This window comes from Arthrobacter sp., assembly GCF_031179985.1.
GTDB lineage: Bacteria > Actinomycetota > Actinomycetes > Actinomycetales > Micrococcaceae > Arthrobacter.
In genome coordinates this window covers 99,745-119,209 of record NZ_JAPSHJ010000006.1, presented here as the reverse complement: position 1 = coordinate 119,209, position 19,465 = coordinate 99,745, and the positions used below count along the sequence as shown (strand labels likewise).

Below are 19,465 nucleotides of genomic sequence, written 5' to 3'. Positions count from 1 at the left end.
GCACGTTGCACCGGAGACGGGGCAGATTGTTGAAAGCGGTGGGGGCCGTGTTTGCCGCCATCATCACAATCCTGCTCGTCGTCGCACCGGCGTCGCAAGCCACCACTCCCTCACCCACACCGTCACCAACCACCACGGTGTTCCAAAACAGCATCAGCGGCTTCCTCCGGGATGACGAGCGTAAACCCATCGCAGATGTCACCATCACCGCCACAAGCGGCGATTTCACCGGAACCGCAAAGTCCGCCGCCAACGGCGCCTGGACTATCGGCGTGCCTACTCAGGGAACCTATGAAGTGGAGCTGGACGAGTCCACGCTTCCAGAGGGCATCAAGCTGGCGGAAGGCCAGGAGAACCCCCGCAGCGTAACCTTCAGCCAGACCTCCAATCTCTCGGTGATTTTCGCCTTTGGCAAAGGCATAGTGATTGAGGAGCAGAACTTCGCACAGAATCTCCTCAACCGTCTGGTGGCAGGCCTGAGCTTTGGCCTCCTGCTGGCCCTGGCTTCTGTTGGCCTTTCCCTTATCTTCGGCACCACGGGCCTGACGAACTTCGCCCATGGCGAGATGGTGACCTTGGGTGCAGTGGTTATGTTCGGGCTCAGCGCCATGAATCTGCCCTTCTGGCTCGCGGGACTTCTTGCACTCATCTTCGGTGGGCTCGCCGGCTATGTTCAGGATGCCGGCCTCTGGAAGCCCCTGCGCGGTCGCGGTACCGGACTTGTCCCCATGATGATTGTGAGCATCGGGCTCGCCCTCGCCGTCCGCTACGTCATCCAGTTCAACTTTGGCGGAGCCACCCAGCAGCTGCCCTTCGCCCAGTCCCCCGAGATTCAACTCGGCCCGGTGTCCATCTCCCCCAACAATCTGTGGTCGCTGATCATTAGCGCGGTTGTCATCGCCGTGATCGGCATCGTCCTGCTCAAGACCCGTCTGGGAAAGGCCACACGCGCTGTGGCTGACAACCCGGCCTTGGCGGCAGCCTCAGGTATCGACGTCGACGGCGTTATCCGCATCGTGTGGGTCGCCGGTGGAATGCTTGCCGCCCTTGGAGGCATTCTCTGGGCCTACTACCGGCCTGGAGTTACCTTCGATATGGGCTCGCAGATCCTGTTGCTGATTTTCGCCGGGGTCACCCTCGGCGGTCTGGGAACCGTATTCGGTGCCCTGGTGGGATCCATCATCGTTGGCATCTTCGTCGAACTGACCACTGTCTTCGGACTGGCTGCCGACCTCAAGTATGTGGGCGCCCTCTTCATCATGATCATCGTCCTCTTGTTCCGCCCGCAGGGAATCCTCGGCCGGCGTGAGCGTGTGGGTTAGGAGACAGCCATGGACTTCGGATTTATTTTTTCCAGTGCCCTCAGTGAGCTCTTCACTCCGACGACGGCGGCGTACGCCCTCGCCGCCCTCGGCCTCGCCGTCCACTTCGGCTACTCGGGCCTGCTGAACTTCGGCCAGGCCGGTTTCATGGCCGTAGGAGCTTACGGCTTTGCCATCTCCACACTGACCTTCGGCGTTCCGTTCTTCGTCGGACTGCTCATCGCCGTCATCTGTTCCGCACTTTTTGCACTGTTGCTGGGTATCCCCACCCTGCGGCTGCGGGCTGACTACCTGGCCATTGTGACCATCGCCGCTGCAGAAATCGTGCGGTACATCGTCACAACCAACCAGCTTGATGCCGTCACCGGATCAGCCGACGGCCTCGGGGCTTTCGAAGGCGGTTTCTACGCCATGAACCCCTTCCCTGAGGGTTCCTACATGGGCATGAACAATCGTGACTTCTTCATCCGGGTCGTAGCGTGGGCCCTGGTGATCGTGTGCTGCCTCGTCGTTTGGCTCCTGATGCGCAGCCCCTGGGGCCGTGTATTGAAGGGCATCCGCGAAGACGAGAACGCCGTCCGTTCCCTCGGCAAAAACGTCTACGCCTACAAGATGCAGGCACTGGTGATCGGCGGCGTCCTGGGCGCCTTCGCAGGCATGGTGTTCACCTTGCCCCGGGGCGCCGTCCAGCCCGCCAACTACGGAACTGAACTCACGTTCTTCCTCTGGACGTGCCTCCTCCTGGGCGGCATGTCAACGGTCCTGGGGCCTGTGGTGGGCGCCATGATCTTCTGGGTAGTCCTGTCCCTGACCCAGGGCATCCTTTACGGTCTCATCGAATCCGGCGCAGTGACCTGGCTGACCACGGTCCAGGCGGGCCAGCTGCGCTACATCCTGGTTGGCATCGCCCTGATGCTGCTGATGATCTTCAGACCCCAGGGTGTCTTTGGCAATAAGAAGGAGCTGGCGTTCGCATGAGCCACAGCGCGCATTCAACAAGCAACACCACAGGCAGCACCGCGCAAAGCACCACCGGCGTTGACTACATGACGGATAGCAGTCCGATTGCCGCCGGCGAAATCGCCCCTGGCTGCAAGAAGAGGGACCCTATCGTTGTGGCCGAAAACGTCACCCGGAGCTTCGGCGGCATCAACGCCGTCGATGTCCAATACCTCGAAATCCCGCGGCACAAAATCACAGCTCTCATCGGCCCCAACGGGGCCGGGAAGACGACACTCTTCAATCTCCTCACCGGTTTCGATACACCCAACTCCGGAAAATGGCAGTTCGACGGCAAAAACATTGAGGGCGTGCCCTCCTACAAGCTGGCCCGTATGGGCATGGTGCGCACCTTCCAGCTGACCAAAGTCATGGGCAAGCTCACCGTGATGGAGAACATGCGGCTTGGTGGCGCGGACCAGCCAGGCGAACGGCTCTCCAAGGCACTCTTCAAAGGCATTTGGGGCAGCCGGGAGAAGGAACTTACCGCCCAGGCCGACGCCTTGCTCGAGAAATTCAAGCTCGACGCCAAGAAGGACGATTACGCAGCGTCTCTTTCCGGCGGACAACGCAAGTTGCTTGAGATGGCTCGTTCCTTGATGGTCCGGCCCCGGCTGGTCATGTTGGACGAGCCCATGGCCGGGGTGAACCCGGCCCTGACCCAGTCGCTGCTGGACCACATCAAGAACCTCAAGGCCGAAGGCATGACCGTGCTGTTCGTGGAGCACGACATGAACATGGTCAGGCACATCGCCGACTGGGTTGTCGTCATGGCCGAAGGAAAGATCGTGGCTGAAGGTCCTCCCGGCGAAGTGATGAAGAACCCTGCTGTTATTGACGCCTACCTTGGTGCCCACCACGATGTGGATCTTGGTGACACCGAAGGCATCAAGGAACTGGAGGCAGTACTCGAAGCCGACGAGGAATCCATCGTGGGTACCGACAACGCCGGAATCATAGCGGTTGATTCAGTGGTGCCCAAGATCAGGGAGGCCGACACTCAACAACCGGACCTGAGCCAAGAAAGCCTCCAGGCACCTGGTTCCGACCAGCCCAACTCCCCCGAGTCAGGCATGGCAGATCCTGGCCGCACAGATAAGGACAAAGAATGAGTGCAACCAGCGCAGCCACGTCACCTCAAATGGCCTCCACAGATGACGTCGTCGTAAAAGTCACCGATCTTGTGGCCGGTTATCTTCCAGGCGTAAACATCCTTAACGGCTGCAGCATTGAAGCACGGAAGGGCGAGCTGATCGGCATCATCGGCCCCAACGGCGCCGGTAAGTCCACGCTGTTGAAAGCCATGTTCGGGCTCGTCAAAGTCCACTCAGGCTCTGTAGTGGTGCGGGGACAGGACATCACCGGGCTCAAGGCGAACAAGCTCGTCACTCAAGGTGTCGGGTTTGTACCGCAGAACAACAATGTGTTTGCCACCCTCACCATCGAGGAGAACATGCAGATGGGCATGTTCCAGCGGCCCAAAGACTTCGCGAAGAGGTTTGAGTTCGTCACCAGCCTCTTTCCCGAACTCGGCAAGCGGCGGGCCCAGCGTGCAGGCTCCCTTTCCGGTGGTGAACGCCAGATGGTTGCCATGGGGCGCGCGCTCATGATGGAACCGGCTGTACTGCTGCTGGACGAGCCCTCTGCCGGCCTTTCACCTGTCAAACAGGACGAGACGTTCCTCCGGGTCCACGAGATCAACCGGGCAGGTGTCTCGGTAATCATGGTGGAGCAGAACGCACGCCGCTGCCTGCAGATCTGTGACCGCGGCTATGTCCTGGATCAAGGGAAGGACGCCTACACGGGTACCGGTCGCGAACTCATGAAGGATCCCAAGGTCATCCAGCTCTACCTGGGGACCTTGGCAGACACAGTGGAGTAAAGAAGTATCTGACCAGATAAACCGCAAGGCAGAGGGGCCGTCACCATCCGGTGACGGCCCCTCTGCCTTGTATGCCATTGCCGCCGGCCGGGGACCTACCCTGTTCGGCGGCCTGACGTCACTTTGCCGGGCGGCTCGTCCCCGGTACACAGGAAGGCCCCCGTCCCAGGCTTGTAAACTGCCTGGGACGGGGGCCTTCTGTAGTGTCGGTTAGTGCCCGGCTTTACAGCTTGCCGAATTCTTCCTTCACCGGTGTGTACTTGTTGTCGTCCTGGTACTCGTAGATGCCAATGTAGGCTTCCGTCGGGTCACCAGCGTCGGAGAACGTTACGGGGCCGGACTGGCCGTCGTAGTCGATATCCTTGCCGTCGCGAAGCAACGTGACGCAGGAAGCGTAATCGCTGCACTTTTCACCGGTTTCGGAGACTGACTTCAGCTGCTTGGCAATCTCCACACCGTTGGTGCTCTTGGCCGCTTCCGAGGCCAATGCGATCAGGTTCACGGCGTCGTAGGACTCTCCGGAGTAGCTGTAGTCCTTCAGGCCCGGATCGATGGCCAGCAGCTTCTTCTTGAAGTCGTCCTTGGCGAACGTGCCAGGGATGGTTCCCTGGGCGCCCTTCAAGGTACCCGGCTGCAGGTCCTTGCTGTAGTCAGCCATGTTGCCGTCCACAAGGAACATCTGGTTTGCCTTGACACCCTTGCCCGTCAGAAGCGGAATGATGCTCTTTGCCTCGTCGAAGGTGATCAGGGCGATGGCATCCGGCTTCGCGGCGATGACCTTGTCAACCTGGCTGCTGAACTGGGAGTCACCCGTGTTGTACAGCTCTTCGGCAACAACCTTGCCGCCGGCTGCCTCGAAGGCTTCCTTGACGTTCTTCTGCAGGCCGGTTCCATAGGCATCGTTCAGGACGATCATGCCCACGGTCTGGGCACCACAGGTGGCCATGTAGTTTCCGAGGACCTTACCCTGCAGGACGTCAGAAGGCGCAGTACGCCAGTAGAGGCCCTTGTCGTCCCACGTGGTGAAGTCGGGCGAAGTGTTCGCCGGCGAGAAGTGGATGACTCCCGCGCCGGTGATCTGGTTGATAACCGTCTTGGAGACGGACGATGAGGCTGCGCCGACAATAGCGCTGACTCCCTGGCCGAGCAGAGCAGAAGTGGACTGCGTGGCAATGTCCGTCTTGGTGTCACCGGAGTCGCGGTGGATAACTTCTACAGGCTTACCAAGGACACCGCCGGCAGCATTGACTTCCTGGATGCCGAGGTTAACACCGGCAATCTCGGGTGGGCCAAGGAAGGCCAGGTTGCCCGTCGTCGGCAGGAGCGAGCCGATCTTCAAGGGTGTATCGGTGGTGGTGGTTGACTGAGGGACGGAACCGGCTGTTGCCGCAGGCGGGGTGGTGGTGCCGCCTCCTGCTCCAGCGGGGCACGCGATCCCTGCGGACGGTGCCGTGGTGGTTTCTGTCGACCCGGGGGTTGGTGAACCGCCACAAGCCGTAGCCAGAAGAGCGACACCGAAGCTAAGCGCTGTGAGCTTAGCAACCCGCGGCGCTGCCTGGGGAATTGCAATCATTTAGAATCTCCTCGATCGAAAGGTGCGAACGGCCTTTGATGCGAATTACCAGGTGTTCCTGGGTTTAACTTTCAAGCTAGTGCAATTTAGGCCTGAAGATAAGTGACTACGGTCACATCCTTATAACACTCGTTGCCTATGGGACACCTAACGGGCATGACGAGCCAAGGTGAGGGACAGCGGGGCGCTCAAAAGGGAACGCAAGAGCTGCACCGGCCTTGGAGAACCAAGCCGTTGCAGTGAAGTGCCCCAGGTGGGACTCGAACCCACAACACGCGGATTTTAAGTCCGCTGCCTCTGCCAATTGGGCTACTGGGGCGCCCGGTCAATGGTATCCCGTCAAAGGCGTGCCAGTGGCCCGGCGTACCGGAATGTCCCATGGATGCCACCGGGCCAGACCGCCAGGGGCAGCAACTGGAAGTAGTCACCCCACTCGGGGCTGGGCGGTTCAATGCCCAGGGAGGTTGATGGGACAAACCCGAAACGCTCGTAGTAAACGGGGCTTCCCAGCAGTGCGATGCCCCATTCCCCCGCTGCATTGGCGCGGACCACAGTCTCGTGGATCAGCGCCGAGCCTATGCCATGCCGCTGCAGCTTGGGTACCACTCCTATGGGACCCAGTCCCAGCAGCTCCAGGTCATTAACCCAACCTCGGGTGCTGATAACGTGGCCCACGATTTCGCCGTCGAGTTCGGCAACGATGCTGAACTGCGGCAGGTATTCATCACAATCGAAAAGCTGGCGCAGCACCTCCACCTCGATTGGCTCGCCTTCAACCGGCATGCCCGTAGCCGGTGATATCGCGAAGGCCGCAGCAGTGAGCTCCAGGAGCACGTCCCGGTCCTCTGGCTGCTCATCGCGCAACAGCAGCCGGGGCGCCGGAACGTGGGCGTTCTCAGCCGCCAGCTCGGCCAGCACTGCCATGGCTCGGGGTGCATCGGCCACAGGGACCAGGAGATGATCGTGGTGGAAGCCAGCGAGTACGTTGCAGCTGATCCTGGCTGCTGTCAGGGCCGCGCTCACCGCCGCTGTAAGGCCCACCGCTTCGAGGGCCGAGTGCACCTGGAGGGTGATCCAGGATGCCACGAAGTCGTACTTCAGTCCCAGCCCGTCGGCCTCACTCCGCTGCAGTACTACCGTGAGGCCTTCGGCTTCCCGGACAGCTGCTTCAATTCCGCCTCCCAGTGGCTTACCGTGCGGCCAGAGAGCGTACACGTAGTCGCCCTGCCGCAGAACGGGCTGCATCGTGGCCAGAAGTGCCTGGAGGTCTTTTTCGCCTGTCATGGGGCCAGTCTACGTAAACCGCCTTCCTGACAAGCCAGCTGAAACCGCAGTGTCGGGCCGCGTTAACCACGACGGCGGCCATCCCCCGGAGGGGACGGCCGCCGTCGGGCGTTTACACAGTGTGTGTCAGTGCAGTTACTTGCTGTCCGCTGAAACTGATTCCTTGGCCTTGGCCGCTGGAGATCCCTGCTTGCCGGCGGGAATCTCCGGCTGGATGGCAGCGGCCGGCTTCGGTGCCGGCGTGGCAGCCGCAACGAAGGCCCTGCGCGGGTTGTCGAGGTCGATCAGTTGAGTGGTGTCGCGGCCAACAAAGAAGGCGACAATCCAGTTGAGGATGACCCGGAACTTGCGCTCAAAGGTGGGCATCGCCATTCCGTGGTAGCCGCGGTGCGCCAGCCAGGCGAGTCCGCCCTTGAGGCCGATGCTGCCGATCAGATTGATGTTGGCAACGCCCTTCCATTCGCCGAAACCAGCGACAGCGCCCAGGTTCTTGTGCTTGTAATCCTTAAGCGGCTTCTCCCACCGGGAAGCCCACAGGTTCTTGGCAAGCCGTTTGGCCTGGCGCAGCGCGTGCTGTGCGTTGGGCACGCAGAAGCCGCCCACTCCCCCGCCGGAGAGGTCAGGGACTGCTGCGACATCGCCGGCGGCCCAAGCGTTTTCGACAATGCCTTCGTCTCCGCCGATACGAAGGTCCGGCAGCGTGCGGACACGTCCGCGCTCATCCAAGGGGAAATCGGTGGAGCGGACCATCGGGTTTGCCTGCACACCTGCAGTCCAGACGAGGGTGTCAGCTTCGAATTCCTGCGCGTGCGTCTTATCCGGAAGGTTAATCAGCTTGAGGGCGCTCTCGGCGCTGTCAAGGGACGTGTTCAGCAGCACTTCGATACCGCGGCTGCGGAGGTGCTCCACTACCCACTCGGCCTGCTTTTCCGTGACCTCGGGCATGATGCGGCCCATGGCTTCCACCAGCACGAAGCGTACTTCGTCCTGGCTGATGCGGGGGTTGTTCCGGACGGCTGCGCGGGCCAGGTCTTCCATCTCAGTGATGCACTCAATGCCTGCGAAGCCACCGCCCACAACCACGAAAGTGAGGGCCCGTGCGCGTTCGGCAGGGTCAGTCATGACGGAGGCGGCTTCGATCCGCTCGAGAACCTTGTTGCGGAGCGCAACAGCTTCCTCGATGGTCTTGAGGCCGATCCCCTTGTCAGCGAGTCCCTTGATGGGGAAGGTGCGCGTAATGGCACCTGCCGCCACTACGACGTCGAAGTAAGGAACTTCAAAGTTGGCGCCGCCATCTGCCGGTGCCACAACGGCCGTCCGGTTGGCGTGGTCGATGGAAACGACACGGCCCTGGATCAGCTCGGTCTGCTTGAGGTGCTGGCGGTGGGAAACAACGGCATGGCGTGCCTCGATGTTTCCGCCGGCAACCTCAGGCAGGAACGGCTGGTAGGTCATGTAAGGCAGCGGATCAACGAGGGTGACGATGCCACCGGCATTCGCGATCTTCTTCTGCAGTTTGAGGGCTACGTACAGGCCGACGTACCCGCCGCCGACGACGAGTACCCTGGGACGGTCCTGGAGCTGTGGGGAGGATGCCATGTTTCAAGAATACAGTAGTTTGTGAAAATCTTCACTAACTAGGTCCGGCGCTTGTCCGCTGACTGGATGGAACAGCTTCAAGGACTCCTGTATCGGGCTCTTCCGGCGCCTTAACGGGATTCCTGTAGGCCCGCAGGAACTGGAGCGTCCCGGCGCCGATGATGGCAAGGAACAGCAGCCCGAAGCCCACGACTACCAGAGCGGGAAGGACGCCTTCCCCCGAAGAAGGCGCCGTTGCGGCAGGCACCGTGGCTTCGGGAAGCGTGGGAGCAGCACTCGTGGGGCTCTCACTCGGAACAGGGGCAGCAGGCGCCTCTCCTCCCCTTCGGTGTACACGGATCCAGTCCGAAATGGTGCCCAACGGATTAACCGCGGCCTCCGGCACGTTGGCTTTCAGCGCCGCCTCAGCGTTCAGGACTCCGAAGCCATAGATGGGATCCTTGCCCGGGACACCTGCGTCGTTGGCTGTGGTGACGATGCGGTTGATAACCTGCTTCGCGCTCATCTCAGGCCACTTGGAACGGATCAGCGCGGCAACACCGGCAACAATCGGCGTCGCCCCGGATGTTCCAGCCCATTCCGCGTAGCCACCGCCCGGCATGCCACCGAGCAGGTCTTCGGCGGGAGCAGCCACGCCGATGCTGATGCCCTGCGATGACGAATCGACACTGGCCACGCCCTTGCGGTCCAATCCGGCTACCGTGAGCACCCCTGGAATGGTGGCAGGTGCTCCGACCTGGACATTTCCTCCCACGCGGTTTCCGGCCGCTGCCACAATGACAACGTCCTTTTGCTCCGCATAGAGGAAGGCCGCGTCCCAGCTCTGGGGCCACTGGGGTGAGGTGCTGCCAAGCGAGATGTTGATAACCTGTGCCCCGTTGTCCACGGCCCAGCGGACGGCGTCCGGAATCTGTTCCTGATCGGTCCTGCCACCCGGGTTTGTCGAACCGAGCCACGTGGAGACTGAAAGAATCTGGGCTTCGGGAGCGACGCCCATAATCCCGTCAGGGCCGGTTGCCGCTTCCGGTCCGCTGGTTGGCTTAGCGGTGGAACCCTTGGGCTGGTGGCCTCGGCCTGCCAGCATCGTGGCGACCAGCGTCCCGTGCTCCGGCTTCGCTCCGATGCTCTTACGTCCATCCGGGCTGCCTGCGCCGGAGGCATCAGAGCCACCCGAAACGACCCCCTTGAGGTCCGGGTGATCGGCGTCCACACCGCTGTCGATCACGGCTACCTTCACGTTGGCTCCCTTGGAAACCTCCCAGGCTTTGGTGATACCGGATTCGGCCAGCCAGTACTGCTTGTCCCGCCACGCATCGGCATGCGCCGCCGGCGCCGCAATCAGGGCCGTGGTCAAGCTGCCGCCAGCGAGGGCCACAGCCATGAGTGCGGAGGCCGTCCGGCGGTACCGGGCTGTTGCTCTGGTCATTCTGGTCCAATCGGCTGTACGTCAGGCGGCACGGGCGGTCTTCAGATGCTCCCGGTCAGGGGCGGGCGTGGCGTGGATAGCTTGATCTAGAGGACACTGAGGGCAATTCCGTCGAGAATATCGTGTTCGCTGCTGACGGCCGTGCTGATCCGCCCATCGGTGACCTCCGCCATCCGTTCCAGGACGCGGCGCCACACCAGGGCACCGGCCCCGATAACGTCAACCCGGCCCGGGTGCATGTACGGCAGGGCCGCCCTTTCCGCTCGGGTCATTCGCAGCAGGTCGCTCGCAGCCTCCCGGATGACCGTGATGCTCAGTTCAGTGCCATGGATGGCGTCCGGTGAGTACGCGGGCAACCGCAATGCATGCGCGGTGATGGTGGTGATAGAGCCGGCAACGCCGACGACGGCGGATGTCCGTTCGAGGGGAACGATCAGGGCCGCTTGGCTGATGGCGGCGTCGACGTCGGCTTCTGCCGCCGCGATTTCTTCGGCTGTTGGCGGGTCGGTGAGCAGGTGTCGTTCCGTCATCCTGACACAGCCGATATCCACTGACTTCGCAGCAATCACCCCGGAGGCATCGCCGAGCACAAACTCCGTGCTGCCGCCCCCGAGGTCCACCACCAAAACAGGATCCTGGCCCCGGGAGGGCAGTACGCTGCTGGCGCCGGCAAAGGACAGCGCCGCCTCCTCATCTCCTGAGATTACTTCCGGCTCGACGCCAAGAAGCTCGCGGATACCGTCCACGAAGACCTGCCGGTTCGCAGCATCCCTGGTAGCGGACGTAGCCACGAATCTGACACGGCTGGCCCCCTGGTCCCGGATCATCGACGCGTAGTCGGCCGCCGCAGCGAAGGTCCGGTCAAGCGCTTCCTGAGCCAACTCCCCTGTGGCATCAACCCCTTGGCCAAGCCGCACCACCCGCATTTCCCGCACCACATCGTTCAGGGCGAACGTGCCGTCCCGGCGTGCGGCGTCAGCGATCAGAAGGCGGATTGAATTGGTACCGCAGTCAACGGCCGCTACACGGGTCATGGGAGATCCTTTTGTGCGGCCGGGCCGCGTACAGGGGCGGGGCGGCCCACGATGTCAGGCAAGCCCTGCGGGCCGTGACGGCTCAGTTCGCGTGAGGGCGTCTCGCCGGCCGTATCCCAGGCTCCTTGGCAGTAGCAACGGTCGGCCGTCCACCATTCGGCGATGGCGGCCAGGGCTTCGTCACCGAGCGGATTCACACCGTGGCCTGCGGCCAGGGAGTGGCCCACCAGGACATGGAGGCATTTGACGCGGGTGGGCATGCCGCCTGCTGAAACGCCGTCGATCTCCGGTACCGGGCCGATTCCGCAGCGTGCGCCGATCTCGTTCCGGGAGCGCAGGTACGCCTCATGGGCTGACTGGTACCGCTCTGCGAGGAGGCTGTCCTCTGCGAGCCGTTCGTTCATGGTGTTCATCAAGCCGGCGGCCTCGAGCCTGGATACCGCGGCGGTGATCACCGGATGTGTGAGGTAGAACGTGGTGGGAAACGGAGTTCCGTTGCTGAGCCGGGGTGCGGTGGCCGCTACGAGGGGGTTGCCGCACACGCAGCGCGCGGGGATCTCGACAACGTCCCGTACCGGCCGGCCAAGCTGGCGGCTGAGGACGTCAAGGTCCTTTTCTGACGGCTGGCGGAGTTCCTCTGGCGAGGCCGCTGCATTCGTTTCCACTGCGTTCCGTTCCATTGCATTCAATTCCACGCGCTCACTTCCACCGGGCTGCCGCTTTCCTTCCCGGCGGGGAATGTCCCAGGAACACTCCAATGGCGGTTCTGCTTCTAGTCTGTTGCCGACCGCCGGATGGACTCCCAAAGGGCATCCACCCATGGCAGGTTGGCGGGCTCTTCTGCTGATCCTGCACCGGCCTGGCCACTGCTCGTTCCGGCAGGCTCATCGCTGCCAAAAACCCAGTAGCCCGTCTCACCCGGCATAACCATGTTAATGCGGTCCCGGGCCTGCTGTTTGACATAGTTGGGATCCTGCCAGCGGGACACCTGCTGTTTGAGGCTGTTTTGCTCTGCCTTACGTGCGGCGATGTCTGCTTCCAGGGCCGATATTTCGGCTGACTTTTCAAACCAGATCTTCACTGTTGGGGCCAGCATCACGGTGATGGCGATCATGACCACTGCCAGCGCCAGGAACCGGCCGGAAAACGCCCGCGCGGGAACGGGATCCACGGAGTCGTCGGCATCCTGCTCGGCCGGCCGGTGTGGCTGGGGTCCCTTCAGGCTGTATCGCGAACTCCCGCCGCGGCTGCGCGCGTCCCCTTTCGCCTGGATGGCGGAGAATTTATCAGTGCCGCTCTTGGGGGTGCCGGATTTGTCAGCTGCGGCGCTGGCCGTTACCGATCTATCGCTGGTGGCTTTGGCAGCAGGCTTCTGACGCTCGTCTGACTGCACTCCCGGGCTTGCCGAACCAGGCTTCGTCCCTGACGCAGTAGAACCGAAATTCGCCTGTATGACATCGCCGCCGTCGGTCCCTTCCGCTGTGGGGGCCGCAGTGGTGATCCTGGGAACCTTGGGACGTCGGGTTGCCATGACACTCCTGTAATGCCCTTGTCCTTGCGGGCGGGTTGCTGCGCTTGCCTTGCTGTTTTGTTGCTCTTGCCGGCCCAGTGGGCCTGACTGCCTTCCCGGTTAAAGAAAACCGGTGGCCATGGTCTTTCAACCATAGCCACCGGTCAAGCGTTTTAGCGGCTACTAACCCTTGAAACGCGGGAAGGCGCTGCGGCCGGCGTAGCGCGCGGCGTCGTCGAGTTCTTCTTCGATTCGCAGCAGCTGGTTGTACTTGGCCACACGCTCCGAACGTGCCGGGGCACCGGTCTTGATCTGGCCGGCGTTGGTGGCGACGGAGATGTCAGCGATGGTGGTGTCCTCGGTCTCGCCTGAGCGGTGTGAGGTGATGGTGGTGAAGCCGGCACGCTGGGCCAGGCTGACGGCGTCGAGGGTTTCGGTCAGCGAGCCGATCTGGTTGACCTTCACCAGCAGCGAGTTGGCGGTCTTGGTGTCAATGCCGCGCTGCAGGATGGACGGGTTGGTGACGAACAGGTCATCGCCAACGAGCTGGACCTTGTCACCGATGGTGTCAGTGAGGGTCTTCCAGCCTTCCCAGTCGTTCTCATCCAGCGGGTCCTCGATGGAAACCAGCGGGTAGTCGGCGACGAGCCCGGCGTAGTAGGCGCTCATCTCGGTCGCAGAAAGCGCCTTGCCTTCGAACTGGTACGCGCCATCCGTGAAGAATTCGGAGGAGGCAACGTCCAGCGCCAGGGCGATGTCCGTACCGGGGGTGTAGCCGGCGTTCTTGATGGCTTCCTGGATCAGGTCCAGCGCAGCACGGTTGGACGGCAGGTTCGGCGCGAAGCCGCCTTCATCGCCAAGACCCGTGGAGAGGCCCTTTTCCTGGAGGACGGCCTTCAGTGCGTGGTAAACCTCGACACCCCAGCGCAGGCCCTCGGAGAAGGTCTCCGCGCCGAGCGGGACAACCATGAATTCCTGAATGTCGACGTCGGAATCGGCGTGGGAGCCACCGTTGAGGATGTTCATCAGCGGCACGGGCAGAACGTGCGCGTTGGGTCCGCCCAGGTACTTGTACAGGGGCAGGTCTGCAGAGGCCGCAGCAGCGTTGGCAACGGCCAGGGAAACACCCAGGATGGCGTTGGCGCCGAGCTTGCTCTTGTTGGGCGTACCGTCAAGGTCGATCATGGCCTGGTCGATGCTGCGCTGGTCAGTGGCGTCGAAGCCAATCAGTGCAGGAGCGATCTGGTCGATGACGGCGTCAACGGCCTTCTGGACGCCCTTGCCGAGGTAACGGCCCTTGTCTCCGTCGCGGAGTTCGACGGCCTCGTGCTCGCCGGTGGAAGCACCGGACGGAACTGCTGCGCGGCCGATCTGGCCGTCGGAAAGCAGAACTTCAACTTCTACTGTCGGGTTGCCGCGGGAATCGAGGATCTCGCGGGCGTGGATGGCATCGATAAGCGCCATGAATATGCTCCTTATGGTGAAGCGATTTACTGGGAATCTAGCTGAAAACTCGACGTACTCGTCAGGACAAGCCTAGTCGAGAGTGGTACAGGTTACGGAAACCTCTCCGGCACCTTGACGTCATGAAGGCGAGCCGTGGCTTTCCTGGAATTCGCGGATCGCCCCACGCAAGGCGCGTTCGGCATCCAGTCCCTGGGCCCGAGCCGCCGCCACAAGGCCAAAAAGGAGCTCGCCGAGTTCCTTTTCGGAGTACTCACCCTGGTCTGCCGGAGGCAGCTTTACAGGCGGCACTGCGGGTGTGTCCAGTCCGGCCCGCTCTGCCCGGTCCAGTGACTTCTGGGCACGGGCAAGAGCGGGTAAAGCGAGCGGAATGCCTTCGAAGACACCCGTGCCTGCCGGCTTTTCGGCCCTTTTCACGGCATCCCATTTCTGCACGATCTCAGCCACCGTGGCCGGGAAGGTGTCCTGGAGACTACCGTCGGGACGGAAAACGTGGGGGTTGCGGCGGATCATCTTGCCGGTGATGCTGCGGATGACGTCGTCGAAGTCGAAGACATCGCGTTCCTGGGCCAGACGGGCGTGGAGCACAACCTGCAGGAGGACATCGCCCAGCTCACCCTGGAGCTCGGCCTCATCAGCGCCCGTCTCAATGGACTCGGCCACCTCAAAGGCTTCCTCCAGCAAATACTCCACGAGTGACTCGTGAGTCAGAGCCCCCATCCAGGGGCAGTGCTCCCGGAGGGCTGCGATAACGGCAATCAGTTCCGCAACGGGAGTTGCCTTGCTTTCAGGACGACGGCTGTCGGGCCCGGATGCGCCGCTATCAGGCAAGGTTGGCGTAGGCGTCGTTGATGTATTCGACGAGTGCTTCTTTCTCTTCGAGAGGCAGGAAGGCGGCCTCGGCTGCGTTGAGCGTCAGTTCAAGCAGGTCATCGAGGTCATAATCGAACGTCTCAACCAGGAGTTCAAACTCGTCGGTGAGCGTCACCCCGCTCATGAGGCGGTTGTCGGTGTTGATGGTGACGTTGAAGCCCAGTTGGTACAGCATGTCCAGCGGGTGGCTGTCGAGGTCGTCGCCGAATCCTGCGATGGCACCGGTCTGAAGGTTGGAGGAGGGGCAGATTTCCAAGGCGATGCCCCGGTCCCGGACCCAGCTTGAGAGATTACCAAGGGTCACGAGGCCCACGTTGTCGTCGTCGTCAGAGGCATCTTCCGCGTCTTCGAACTCAACCATGATGTCCTCGGCGATGCGTACACCATGGCCCAGGCGGAGGGCCCGGCCGTCCACCAGCGCGGACTGGATGCTTTCCAGGCCTGCGGCCTCGCCGGCGTGGACGGTGGCAGGGAAGTTGTTTTCAGCCAGGTAAGTGAAGGCGTCCTTGAAGCGTGACGGCAGGAACCCGTCCTCAGCTCCGGCGATGTCGAAGCCCACTGCGCCATTGTCCCGGTGCCGCACGGCAAGTTCGGCGATTTCCTGGCCACGGTCAGCATGGCGCATGGCGGTGATGAGTTGGCCTACCTGGATGTCGCGGCCGCTTTCGGCAACGGCGTCGACGCCGGCCTCAAGGCCGGCCTGCACCGCTTCAACGGTCTCGTCCAGGGTCAAGCCCTTCTGGAGGTGCTGCTCAGGGGCCCAACGCACTTCGCCGTACACGACGCCGTCGTCCGCCAGATCCTCGACGAACTCCTTGGCGACCCGGAACAGGCCGTCCTTGGTCTGCATGACGGCAACGGTGTGGTCGAAGGTTTCCAGGTAGCGGACAAGGGAGCCTGAATCAGCGGACTCGCGGAACCACTCACCGAGCGCTACAGGATCGGTTGTGGGCAGGGTGTGGCCCACCTCATTGGCCAGTTCAATAATCGTGGACGGGCGCAATCCGCCATCCAGATGGTCATGCAGGGAGACCTTAGGAAGGCTCTTCAGGTCGAAGTCGAGGGCAGGGGCAGCGTCAAGGATAGGCTCAGTCACGTTCCAACCTTAGGGTTGCCGGCCGGCTAATGCCAGCCGCTACCTTCCGCCTGGTTCCGGGTCCAATGCAGTAGAGGCGAGGATGGGAGACGCGGCGGTTTCCAGGGTCTGCGCACCGGCAGGACCGCCGTCCAGCCATTCATCAACCACTTCGGCATCGTTGCGTGCAAGATGCTTGTGCCACCAGCGCAGGACGTGGTCGATGAGGATTCCCAGCACGATGGCGAACACCACGGCAATTCCGGCGCTAAGCAGCGGATTGTGGTGCAGCCAGGGGAACGAGCTGGCAAGGATACCGATGCCGATTGAGTAGCCCACCCAGGTGATGCAGGCGAAGGCGTCCAGCAGGAAAAAGCGGCGGTGTCCAAAGCCGGTGCTCCCTGCCACGTAGTTGACCGCCACACGCCCCCAGGGGATGTACCTTGCTGTGAAGATCAGGACAGCGCCGCGTTTTTCAAGTTCGTAGCGTGCCCAGCCGAAGGCCTTTTGGACCTTCGCCCGGCGCATCCACTTCCAGCGTTCCAGGCCGATCTTCCGTCCCAGGAGGAATGCCATGTTGTCGCCGGCGATGGCTCCAACCAGGGCGGTCGCGCCAAGGATCCAGAGATTCGGTTCCCCGCTGTGCCGGGAGAAGGCCGCGAGCGCGACGATGAGGGTCTCGCTGGGGACCACCATGGCGAAGCCGTCAACGAAGAAAAACAGAAGCAATACAGGGTAGATCCACCACTGTCCCGCCGCATGGAGCACGGCCTCATTAATAAACTCCACGCGGTGGTTCTCCTAGACGAAAAATCTCGCAGCTGCATGTGATGGAAATCGCTCTTCAGTGTCCCACGGCCGGGGCGTCGTTCGCTACGCCCCGGCCGGGGGAAACACCAGTTTCAGCGTATTCTTATCTAGCGACTGGAAGTATCCACCCACGGGCTGATCTTGCAACAACAAAACTACCTCGCAAGGCTGAAAACCAGCTTGGCGATTCTTCCGTTCAAGCGCCTGCCTCGCGGGACGCCTCACGCTCGCCGGACTCTTCATCCGGCTCGTCCGGCAGCTTGCCGCGCAGCCTGCTGATCACGAGGTCCACCACGATGCCAAGACCGACCGCGCAGATGATGGCGATCACGGCCCCCAGCAGATGGTTATCTTCGAACCATTGCCCGAAAAACAGTCCGATTCCTACGGAGTAAGCGGCCCACAGGATTGCTGACATCACGGTGAGAAGCACGAAGCGCATGTGCCGGAAATGGGTAGCTCCGGCGGTGAGATTGACTGCAACCCGACCAATGGGAACAAACCGGGCTACGAGGATCAGGGAGGCAGGCCGTTTCCTTAGCTCGAGTCCGGCCCAGCGGAACGCCTTCTGCATCCGGCGTCCGCGCATCCACCTCCAGCGGCTTGTCCCCACACCCCTGCCGATCAAATACGCAATATTGTCGCCGGTGAAGGCACCGAGCGCTGCGACCACGGCGAGCAGCCAGGGATTGGGGACATCCGCCGTCGCGGCTACAGCAGCAAGGCCAACCACCACGGATTCGCTGGGAATGGGCGGGAAAAACCCATCAATGAGACAACACGCCAGTACCAGGAACAGGACCCAGGGCTGTCCTGCCGCCGCGAGAATGAAGTCGTTGATTTCCTGCACAGTTTCCTAATGGCCGCCGGGACGTGTTCGCTCCTGTTTATGCTATGCGGTCAATAATGAGCTGCTGTGCCGGCCGGGAACCATCGGGGGCAATGGTTACAGCGCGCTCGAGGGCTTCCTTGGCCCGTGCGAATTTTTCCGGGGTATCTGTCAGCAGCGTCATCAGCGGCTCTCCTGCCCTCACTGTCGCACCCGGTTTTGCATGCATTCGAACACCGGCGCCCGCCTGGACCTGGTCCTCCTTGCGGGCCCGGCCTGCACCCAGACGCCATGCGGCCACCCCCACAGCCATGGCATCAAGTTCCACCAGCACGCCGTCGGCCGGCGCATAAATCACTTCTGATTCCTTGGCCACCGGAAGCGCCGCACGGGGATCCCCGCCCTGCGCCTCGATCATGCGGTTCCAGACATCCATGGCCCGGCCGTCCTTCAGGGCCGCCCGCGGATCGGCATCGTGGACGCCGGCGCAGGCGAGCATCTCCCCGGCAAGCGTCACGGTCAGTTCGACGACGTCGTCCGGACCGCCGCCCGCAAGCACCTCGACCGATTCCTCTACTTCGATCGCGTTGCCTGCCGTCAGACCCAACGGCGTGTTCATGTTGGTCAGCAGGGCGACCGTGTTTACTCCTGCGTCCTTGCCCAGGGCCACCATGGTTTCGGCCAGTTCGCGGGCCCGTGCCTCGTCCTTCATAAAGGCCCCGCTGCCCACTTTGACGTCGAGTACCAGTGAGCCGGTGCCTTCCGCAATCTTCTTGCTCATGATGGAGGAGGCAATGAGCGGAATGGCTTCGACTGTTCCGGTCACATCCCGCAGGGCGTACAGCTTCTTGTCCGCGGGGGCGAGGCCGGCACCGGCTGCACAAATCACGGCTCCCACGTCCTGCAGCTGAGCCATCATTTCCTCGTTGCTAAGAGCGGCACGCCAGCCGGGGATCGATTCGAGCTTGTCCAGGGTGCCGCCCGTATGGCCCAGACCGCGGCCGGAGAGCTGCGGAACGGCGACACCGAACACCGCAACCAGCGGTGCAAGCGGAAGGGTGATCTTGTCCCCCACGCCGCCCGTGGAGTGCTTGTCACTGGTAGCCTTCACACCACCGTCGGGACGCCGCAGTGCAGAGAAGTCCATCCGCTCGCCCGATGCGATCATGGCGGCGGTCCAGCGGGAGATTTCCGCCCGGTCCATGCCGTTGAGCAGGATGGCCATATTCAGTGCCGCCATCTGCTCATCGGCGATGGCGCCCCGCGTGTAAGCGTCGATGGTCCAGTCGATCTGCTCCGGGCTGAGCACACCCTTGTCCCGCTTGATGCGGATGATGTCGACGGCGTCGAACGCTTCAGTTTTGTTTGGGGTGAGTGTCACCGGGTTTCCTCCAAGTGTTGGGGACCAAATGCGTCGGGAAGCACCTGGTCCATTGTCTTGATTCCCTGGGTGGTCATTAGTTCCATGTCCGGTGCGCGGAACTCGTAGAGCAGCTGGCGGCATCGCCCGCACGGCATGAGCACCTGGCCGTCGGCGTCCACGCAATAAAAGGCACGCAGCAGGCCGCCTCCACTCATGTGCAGGTTGCCTACCAAGCAACATTCCGCGCAAAGGGTCAGGCCGTAACTGGCATTTTCCACGTTGCAGCCGCTGACGGTCCGGCCGTCCGAGGTGAGGGCCGCAGCCCCCACCGGGAACTTTGAGTAGGGGACATAGGCGTTGTTCATAGCAGCGACGGCGGCAGCCTCCAGAGCCTGCCAATCGACTTCCGTGGTGGTCATCCT

18 protein-coding genes and 1 tRNA gene are annotated in these 19,465 nt (G+C 62.3%); 4 read left to right on the top strand and 15 right to left on the bottom strand.

Features of this window, described 5'->3' with window-relative positions:
* Nucleotides 1-38 precede the first annotated feature (38 nt).
* The 4 genes from RIN13_RS04845 to RIN13_RS04830 all read left to right on the top strand — a co-directional run bounded on the left by RIN13_RS04845 (nucleotide 39) and on the right by RIN13_RS04830 (nucleotide 4,203).
* Nucleotides 39-1,322, top strand: a complete 1,284-nt coding sequence (locus RIN13_RS04845) for a branched-chain amino acid ABC transporter permease (protein WP_309106200.1) — start codon at nucleotides 39-41, stop codon at nucleotides 1,320-1,322.
* Nucleotides 1,323-1,331: 9 nt separating this feature from the next.
* Nucleotides 1,332-2,300: a branched-chain amino acid ABC transporter permease gene (locus tag RIN13_RS04840; protein WP_309106199.1), complete on the top strand. Its 969-nt coding sequence runs from the start codon at nucleotides 1,332-1,334 to the stop codon at nucleotides 2,298-2,300.
* Nucleotides 2,301-2,368: 68 nt separating this feature from the next.
* Nucleotides 2,369-3,433: an ABC transporter ATP-binding protein gene (locus RIN13_RS04835; protein ID WP_309106225.1), complete on the top strand. Its 1,065-nt coding sequence runs from the start codon at nucleotides 2,369-2,371 to the stop codon at nucleotides 3,431-3,433.
* Nucleotides 3,430-4,203 (top strand): ABC transporter ATP-binding protein, encoded by a 774-nt coding sequence (locus RIN13_RS04830; RefSeq protein ID WP_309106198.1) that lies wholly within the window; start codon nucleotides 3,430-3,432, stop codon nucleotides 4,201-4,203. The genes RIN13_RS04835 and RIN13_RS04830 overlap by 4 nt, the downstream gene beginning before the upstream one ends.
* A gap of 223 nt (nucleotides 4,204-4,426) precedes the next feature.
* Here RIN13_RS04830 and RIN13_RS04825 read toward each other — a convergent pair whose 3' ends face one another.
* The 15 genes from RIN13_RS04825 to RIN13_RS04755 form a co-directional block, all read right to left on the bottom strand.
* Nucleotides 4,427-5,776, bottom strand: coding sequence for an ABC transporter substrate-binding protein (locus RIN13_RS04825; RefSeq protein WP_309106197.1), 1,350 nt, complete (start codon nucleotides 5,774-5,776; stop codon nucleotides 4,427-4,429).
* 245 nt (nucleotides 5,777-6,021) lie between these two features.
* A tRNA-Leu gene (locus RIN13_RS04820) sits at nucleotides 6,022-6,095 on the bottom strand.
* 20 nt (nucleotides 6,096-6,115) lie between these two features.
* Entirely contained in the window at nucleotides 6,116-7,060 is a 945-nt protein-coding gene (locus RIN13_RS04815) for an N-acetyltransferase (RefSeq protein ID WP_309106196.1), read from the bottom strand.
* A gap of 135 nt (nucleotides 7,061-7,195) precedes the next feature.
* Complete coding sequence (locus RIN13_RS04810) at nucleotides 7,196-8,659, bottom strand: FAD-dependent oxidoreductase (protein WP_309106195.1); 1,464 nt, start codon at nucleotides 8,657-8,659, stop codon at nucleotides 7,196-7,198.
* 34 nt (nucleotides 8,660-8,693) lie between these two features.
* A complete protein-coding gene (locus RIN13_RS04805) occupies nucleotides 8,694-10,085 on the bottom strand; it encodes a S8 family serine peptidase (RefSeq protein ID WP_309106194.1) in 1,392 nt (463 codons plus the stop codon).
* A gap of 86 nt (nucleotides 10,086-10,171) precedes the next feature.
* Entirely contained in the window at nucleotides 10,172-11,119 is a 948-nt protein-coding gene (locus RIN13_RS04800; RefSeq protein ID WP_309106193.1) for a Ppx/GppA phosphatase family protein, read from the bottom strand.
* A complete protein-coding gene (locus RIN13_RS04795) occupies nucleotides 11,116-11,799 on the bottom strand; it encodes a DUF501 domain-containing protein (protein ID WP_309106192.1) in 684 nt (227 codons plus the stop codon). The genes RIN13_RS04800 and RIN13_RS04795 overlap by 4 nt, the downstream gene beginning before the upstream one ends.
* Before the next feature lie 92 nt (nucleotides 11,800-11,891).
* The gene (locus RIN13_RS04790) at nucleotides 11,892-12,650 is read right to left on the bottom strand and encodes a septum formation initiator family protein (RefSeq protein WP_309106191.1); all 759 of its coding nucleotides are present in this window, start codon (nucleotides 12,648-12,650) and stop codon (nucleotides 11,892-11,894) included.
* A 162-nt stretch (nucleotides 12,651-12,812) separates the two neighbouring features.
* Nucleotides 12,813-14,093, bottom strand: coding sequence for a phosphopyruvate hydratase (gene eno / locus RIN13_RS04785; RefSeq protein ID WP_247048593.1), 1,281 nt, complete (start codon nucleotides 14,091-14,093; stop codon nucleotides 12,813-12,815).
* 120 nt (nucleotides 14,094-14,213) lie between these two features.
* Nucleotides 14,214-14,813, bottom strand: coding sequence for a MazG nucleotide pyrophosphohydrolase domain-containing protein (locus tag RIN13_RS04780; protein ID WP_309106224.1), 600 nt, complete (start codon nucleotides 14,811-14,813; stop codon nucleotides 14,214-14,216).
* A 103-nt stretch (nucleotides 14,814-14,916) separates the two neighbouring features.
* Nucleotides 14,917-16,062, bottom strand: a complete 1,146-nt coding sequence (locus RIN13_RS04775; protein WP_309106190.1) for an adenosine deaminase — start codon at nucleotides 16,060-16,062, stop codon at nucleotides 14,917-14,919.
* Between the two features lie 39 nt (nucleotides 16,063-16,101).
* Complete coding sequence (locus RIN13_RS04770; protein ID WP_309106189.1) at nucleotides 16,102-16,830, bottom strand: DedA family protein; 729 nt, start codon at nucleotides 16,828-16,830, stop codon at nucleotides 16,102-16,104.
* 217 nt (nucleotides 16,831-17,047) lie between these two features.
* Entirely contained in the window at nucleotides 17,048-17,701 is a 654-nt protein-coding gene (locus RIN13_RS04765; RefSeq protein ID WP_309106188.1) for a DedA family protein, read from the bottom strand.
* A 37-nt stretch (nucleotides 17,702-17,738) separates the two neighbouring features.
* The gene (locus RIN13_RS04760) at nucleotides 17,739-19,061 is read right to left on the bottom strand and encodes a thymidine phosphorylase (RefSeq protein WP_309106187.1); all 1,323 of its coding nucleotides are present in this window, start codon (nucleotides 19,059-19,061) and stop codon (nucleotides 17,739-17,741) included.
* Nucleotides 19,058-19,462, bottom strand: a complete 405-nt coding sequence (locus RIN13_RS04755) for a cytidine deaminase (protein WP_309106186.1) — start codon at nucleotides 19,460-19,462, stop codon at nucleotides 19,058-19,060. The genes RIN13_RS04760 and RIN13_RS04755 overlap by 4 nt, the downstream gene beginning before the upstream one ends.
* Nucleotides 19,463-19,465 lie beyond the last annotated feature (3 nt).